The following is a 6301-nucleotide window of genomic DNA, read 5'->3' as shown; positions in this document are numbered from 1 at the left end:
CGTCCGGCCCCGGCCCGTCCGGCCCCGGCCCGTCCGGCCCCGGCCCGTCCGGCCCCGGCCCGTTCAGCCCCGGCCCGTCCGGCCCCGGCCCGTCCGGCCCCGGCGCGTCCGGCACCGGCCATTCCGGGGGTGACCCATCCAGCACCGACCCGGTGATCGAGGTCCGGGGTGGGGTCGGCGGTACGACCGTCGGGGTCGACGAGCTCGTCGGGGCGGCCGGACAGCTGGTCCAGGCGGCGGCCGACCTCGGTGGCGTCGTGGTGGGGTTGGTGGCGGCGGCGGCCCGGGTGGCGGCGTCGTCGAGCACCGGGGCCGCGTTGAGCCCCCTCACGGCCGTGCGGGCCGAGGCCGAGGTGCTCGAGGCCGCCCGGGCGCTGGTCGTCGAGGCGGCGGCCCTGGAGGGTGTCGCGCTCGCGGTCCGGGCTGCCGCACGGGCCTATGGGGAGGTGGAGGACGAGGTGGTCCGGACGGCGTCGCTCGCCCAGGACGTCGTCCTGGCCCTGGCCGGGCACGCCGCCCCGACCCTCGTCGTCGGGGTGGTCGCGCTCGAGGCCGTCGGGGTGGACGTCGCAGACCTGCTGGACCGGGCAGCCTGGGCGCTGCCCGAGGTGGCCGAGCTCGGGGGAGGCAGCGGCGGTCTGGTCGTCGGGCTGCGTTCGAACCCCCTGACAGCACCGCTCCTCGCCCCACCGCTCCTCGCTCCACCGCACCGGGTGAGCAGCAGCCCGTGGGCCGGACCCGACCTCGCCCGGCCGGCCGACCGCGACGAGCAGGCGGTCGGGGTGCTGGCGGACTCCGCGGCAGCCCGGGGCCTGCTCGACGACGCGGGCGCGGTCCGCGTGACCGAGGTCGCGGTCCCTGGGGGTGGGGGTAGGGCCACCGTCGGGCCGGGGGGTGTGGCGGCGCTCGCCGGCGACCTCGCGGAGCTGCCCGGCGACGGCCGGGTCCGGGTCGTCGAGGTCGTGGGTGACCGGGGTCCGGCCTGGATCGTGGAGGTCGGCGGCACCCAGGTCTGGGACGCGCGGGCGGGGGAGAACCCGTTCGACCTCACCACCGATGTCCGCTCGATGGCGGGGGAGTCGACCCTCCTCGCAGCCGGGGTCCAGCAGGCGCTGGCAACGGCGCAGGCTGGTGCGGCCGCGGCGGATGGCCGGGACGTCGCCGCGGAGCCGGTGATGCTGGCCGGACACAGTCTGGGCGGCATCGTCGCGGCGGGGCTGGCTTCGTCCGCGGAGTTCAGGTCAGCCCACCGCGTCACCCATGTGGTGGCCCTCGGGTCCCCGATCGGCAAGGCTCCCGTGCCTCCCGGGGTGCAGGTGCTGGCCCTCGAGCACCGGCAGGACCCCGTTCCCCGGCTCGAGGGACGCGCCAACCCCGACCGGGTCGACTGGGTGACCGTCTCGCGCGACCTCGCGGACGATCCCGGGCAGCGGCACCGCGCCAGCGCAGCCCACCCGGGTGAGCTCTACGTCGGGACCGGAGCGGCCGTCGACGCCTCCGACGACCGGTCCGTGGTGCGCTGGCTGGAGGGCGCGTCCTCCTTCTTCGAGTCGTCGGGTGGCCCGGGGACGGCGGTGGTCCGCGACTACCGCATCGCCCGCGTCGGTCCCGAGCCCTGATGGCACAATCCGAGCCGTGAACCCGTCCACCGCCATGGCCACCGTCCTCGTCGACGAGCTGGTCAGGCAGGGGGTGCGGCACGTCGTGCTCTGCCCGGGGTCGCGGTCCGCGCCCCTCGCGTATGCCGTGCAGGAGGCCGAGCGCGTCGGGCGCGTGCAGCTCCACGTCCGCGTCGACGAGCGGTCCGCCGGGTTCCTCGCCCTGGGACTGGCCAAGCTCACCCGGGTGCCGGCTGTGGTCGTCACGACATCCGGTACCGCCGTCGCGAACCTCCACCCGGCCGTGCTCGAGGCCCACCACGGCGTGGTGCCGCTGGTCGTCCTGTCCGCCGACCGGCCGGTGGAGCTGCGCGGCACCGGGGCGAACCAGACGACCGTGCAGCCGGGCATGTACGGCGAGGCGATCCGGTGGTCGGTGGACTCCGCGGCGCCGGACCGCCGCCCCGGCGAGGTGGACCGCTGGCGCGCGGTCGCCGCGGCCGCGGTCGGGCACGCGACCGGGACGGTCGGCGGTGGCGAGCCGGGTCCCGTGCACCTCAACGTGCAGCTGCGCGAGCCGCTGGTGCCGGCAGCGGGCGAGCCCTGGCCGGAGCCACTGGATCACCCGCAGCCCCACGACTGGTCCACGTCCGCGCCCTCGACCACATCCGCGTCGTCGGCCACCTCTGCGCCGTCGACCACGTCCGCGCCCTCGAGCACGCCGGTTCGCCATGGCCAGGAGCCGGCCACGGGGGTGCAGGACGTCGCCCGCACGGTCGTCGTCGTGGGTGACCTGCCCGAACCCGACCAGTTCGAGCGGGTGGTCCGGTGGGCGGGGCGTCGCGGGTGGCCGGTCGTGGCCGAGCCCTTCGGCACCCATCCCCGCCCCGCCGTCCTGCCGCACGGGCCGCTCGTCCTGACCGACCCCGGCTGGCTCGACGAGCACGCGCCTGACCGGGTGATCGCCGTCGGGCGGCTCACCCTCTCCCGGCCGGTCGCAGCGCTCCTGCGCCGTCCCGGGGTGCGGGTGGAGGCCGTGGGGACCCACGCGTGGATCGAGTCCCGCCCCGACATCGCCGCCGTGCACCCCGTCGAGGTCATCGACGAACCGACCCCCGAGCCGACCCCCGAGCCGGCCAGGACCGACGCCGACCTGGAGTGGGCCCGTGCCTGGGAGGCCGCAGGCTCGCGCCTGACGGCCGCCCTCGCACCCGGCGCGGCAGTGGGTCGAGCCTGGCCGAGCGGGCTGGCCGTCGCGGAGACGGTGACCGAGGCACTCCCTGTAGGGTCGACGCTGTTCGTCGGGTCGTCGAACTCGGCCCGGGACCTCGACCTCGGCCCGGCACGCACCGAGGAGCTGCGCGTGGTGGCGAGCCGCGGGCTCGCCGGCATCGACGGCTGCGTCTCGACGGCGGTGGGCCTGGCCCTGGCCGGCGACGACCCCGTCTACGCCCTCCTGGGCGACCTCACGTTCCTGCACGACGCCAACGGGCTCCTCATCGGCCCGCTGGAACGACGGCCTGACCTGACGATCGTCGTCACCAACGACGACGGCGGCGGCATCTTCACGCTCCTCGAGCCCGGTGAGCCCGAACGCACCGCCGACTTCGAGCGCGTCTTCGGCACCCCCACAGGTGTCGACCTCGCCTCCTTGTGTGCCGCGCACCACGTCGCGCACCGAGGCATCTCGACCCGGGACCAGCTCGTCGACGCCCTGGCCCAGCGACCGGACGGCCTGCGCGTCCTGGAGGTGCCGCTCGACCGCTCCGGCCACCGCGAGCTGCACGCAGAGCTGCGCCGAGTGGCGGCTGCCGCGATCAGGGCAGGTGACGCAGCGGCATACCCCGCGCGATGAGGTCCTCGCGCAGGTGGTCCGGGTTCGTGAAGTGGATGGCGTCGAGCCCGGTCTCCTCGGCGGCGAGGACGTTCGCCGGGCTGTCGTCGATGAAGATGCAGTCGTCCAGCCCTGCGCGGTGACGGACCCGTTCCTCGAGCACCTCGAAGATCTCGGGGTCGGGCTTGGCCACCCCCTCCTCACCGGAGACGATGATGTCCTCGAACAGGTCGAGGAACCCGAACCGCTCGACGGCCACGGGGAACAGGTCGGCCGACCAGTTGGTCAGGGCGAACAGCGGCACCTTCGCCGCGTGCAGTTCCTCGAGGATCGCGACCGTGCCCTCGATCTCGCCCACGAGGGACGCGTCGAAGTGCCGGCCGTAGGCGAGCACCTCCTCCGCGTAGTGCGGGTGCGACGCGAGCGCCGACTGCTCCGCCTCGTCGAGGGTGCGGCCCGCATCGTTGGCGTGGTTCCACGCGGCGAAGTCGAAGTCGGGGTCGGCCACGAACGCGGCCGCCCGCTCGGGGCCGACGGCGACGGCGATGGCCGGCACCGGGTCCCACCGGATCAGGACGTTGCCGAGGTCGAAGACGACGACGTCCGCAGGACGTGGAGCGAGGTCGCCGGCCGACACGTCAGCTCCGCGCCGTCAGGGCGTCGCGCATCGGCACGAGCTTGGCGTCGGACTCGGCGACCTCCGAGTCGGGGTCGGACCCGGCGACGATGCCGCACCCGGCGAACAGTCGCATCGATGCCGCGTCGTCGGGCTCGAAAGCGCCGCAGCGCAACGCGATCCCCCACTCGCCGTCACCGGAGGAGTCCATCCAGCCGACCGGTCCGGCGTACCGGCCGCGGTCCATGTGCTCGAGCTCGGAGATCACCGCGTCGGCGACCTCCGCGGGTGTGCCGCACACCGCGGCCGAGGGGTGCAGGGACGCGGCGAGGGTGAGCGAGGTCGCGCCGTCGGCGACCACCCCTGCGACGTCGGTGGCGAGGTGCATGACGTTGGACAGGTGCAGCACGAACGGCGACTCGGGGACGTTGACCGACGAGCAGTGCGGGCGGAGGGCGTCGGCGACCGAACGCACGGCGTACTCGTGCTCCTCGAGGTCCTTGCTCGACCGGGCCAGCGATCCCGCGAGCGCCAGGTCGTGCTCGTCGTCGCCGGTGCGCCGGATGGTGCCGGCGAGGACGCGCGACGTCACGAGGCCCTTCTCCAGCCGGACGAGCATCTCCGGCGTCGCCCCGACCAGGCCGTCGACGGCGAACACCCACGTGGTGTCGTACCGCTCGGCCAGCCGCTGCAGCAACCAGCGGGCGTCGATCGGCTCGGACGCGGTGACCCGCAGGTCACGCGCGAGGACCACCTTGTCGAGGTCGCCGTCGGTGATGCGGGCGACCGCCTCCTCCACGGCTCCGGCCCACTGGGCCGGTGACAGCGCCCCGTCGGCGAACGCGACGCCTGTCGGCTCGAGGGGGGCGGACTGCTCGGGGAGCACGGGCGAGGGGAGCTCGGAGGTGGTGCCGATCGTGGTGACCCACCAGGCGCCGTCACGGGCGCCCACGACCACCTCGGGCACGACGAGCGTTGCGCCCGAAGGGGATCCGGCGGCATACGCGACCGAACCGAAGGTGACCGGGCCGGAACCGGGGCGGCCGACCTCGTCGCGCACGACGGCGGAGGCGACGACGTCGCGCCACCACTCCTCCGCGAGGGCGAACCGGTCGGGTCCGTGCGCCGTGAACTCCAGCGCACGCCCCCAGCCCACGAGCCCCTCGCCGCGACGGACCCAGCTGGCGATCTCGCGCGGGTCACCGAGGTCGGGCAGCAGGGTGAGCAGGCTGCCCGGGTCGGTGAGCGCCACGGTGCGGGCGACGAGGTGGGTCCCCTGGCGGGCAGCCGCGGCGGGAGTGGGCAGGGTGCTCATGTCGGGGGCCAGCCTACGACCGACCGGTATGGCGCCGGTCGCGGGCCGAGCCGGGGCGGGGCTGCCCCTCCGCGCGGGGTGCGGGAGGATGGCGCCATGACGCGTGCCAGCCTCGACAAGGACCCCCGTGACGTCGCCGCGATGTTCGACGACGTGGCCGGCAAGTACGACCTGACCAACGACGTGCTGTCGCTGGGGCAGGACCGCCTGTGGCGCCGGGCCGTCCTCAAGGCGGTTGCGGCCCAGCCGGGGGAGACGGTGCTCGACATCGCGGCCGGCACGGGCACGAGCAGCGAGCCGTTCGCCGACGGTGGGGTCAACGTCGTCCCGGCGGACTTCTCGCTCGGCATGCTGCGGGTGGGCAACCGGCGTCGCCCCGACCTCGGGTTCACCGCGGCCGACGCGATGAGGCTGCCGTTCGCGGACGACAGCTTCGACGCCGTCACGATGTCGTTCGGCCTGCGCAACGTCGCCAGCGTCGAGGCGGCGCTGGGGGAGTTCCTGCGGGTGGTGAAGCCGGGCGGACGGCTCGTGGTCTGCGAGTTCAGCCAGCCGGTCAACGCCGCCTTCCGCAAGGTCTACACCGAGTACCTCATGCGCTCCCTGCCGCCGGTGGCACGCAAGGTCAGCAGCAACCCGGAGTCCTACGTCTACCTCGCCGAGTCGATCCAGGCGTGGCCCGCGCAGCGCGAGCTCGCCACGACGATCGCGGCGGCCGGCTGGTCGCAGGTGGGCTGGCGGAACCTGACCGGTGGCATCGTCGCGCTGCACCGAGCGGTGAAGCCGGCGTGACTCGCGCACCGAGGCTCGCGCCGAGCCGGTGCCGAGCTGGAGCCGGGGCGGCATGCGGTTAGGGCTGCCTTACTAGGAGGGCCGATGAGGGCGGGAATAGACTCCGCATTTGAAGTTCGTGAAGTCGTTCACAAGCGGGTGAGGCA

5 protein-coding genes are annotated in these 6301 nt (G+C 74.8%); 3 read left to right on the top strand and 2 right to left on the bottom strand.

Features of this window, described 5'->3' with window-relative positions; translation table 11 throughout:
* Together ASD62_RS08425 and menD are read left to right on the top strand one after the other, a co-directional pair.
* Positions 1–1619, top strand: a 1619-nt coding sequence (locus ASD62_RS08425; RefSeq protein ID WP_235530664.1) for a hypothetical protein, incomplete at its 5' end; no start/stop codon positions are given.
* Between the two features lie 16 nt (positions 1620–1635).
* Positions 1636–3453, top strand: a complete 1818-nt coding sequence (menD, locus tag ASD62_RS08420; protein WP_056915571.1) for a 2-succinyl-5-enolpyruvyl-6-hydroxy-3-cyclohexene-1-carboxylic-acid synthase — start codon at positions 1636–1638, stop codon at positions 3451–3453.
* Here menD and ASD62_RS08415 read toward each other — a convergent pair.
* Together ASD62_RS08415 and ASD62_RS08410 are read right to left on the bottom strand one after the other, a co-directional pair.
* On the bottom strand, positions 3416–4069 hold the full coding sequence (locus tag ASD62_RS08415) for an HAD family hydrolase (RefSeq protein ID WP_056915570.1): 654 nt from the start codon (positions 4067–4069) through the stop codon (positions 3416–3418). The two genes, menD and ASD62_RS08415, sit on opposite strands and share 38 nt — an antisense overlap.
* Before the next feature lies 1 nt (position 4070).
* Entirely contained in the window at positions 4071–5363 is a 1293-nt protein-coding gene (locus ASD62_RS08410; RefSeq protein WP_056915569.1) for an isochorismate synthase MenF, read from the bottom strand.
* A 96-nt stretch (positions 5364–5459) separates the two neighbouring features.
* Here ASD62_RS08410 and ASD62_RS08405 point away from each other — a divergent pair, with 96 nt between their 5' ends.
* Entirely contained in the window at positions 5460–6155 is a 696-nt protein-coding gene (locus ASD62_RS08405) for a demethylmenaquinone methyltransferase (protein WP_056915568.1), read from the top strand.
* Positions 6156–6301: the final 146 nt, after the last annotated feature.

It is taken from the genome of Phycicoccus sp. Root563 (genome assembly GCF_001427915.1).
In the GTDB taxonomy this organism is placed as follows: domain Bacteria; phylum Actinomycetota; class Actinomycetes; order Actinomycetales; family Dermatophilaceae; genus Pedococcus.
This window is presented reverse-complemented; position numbering and strand designations above follow the sequence as displayed.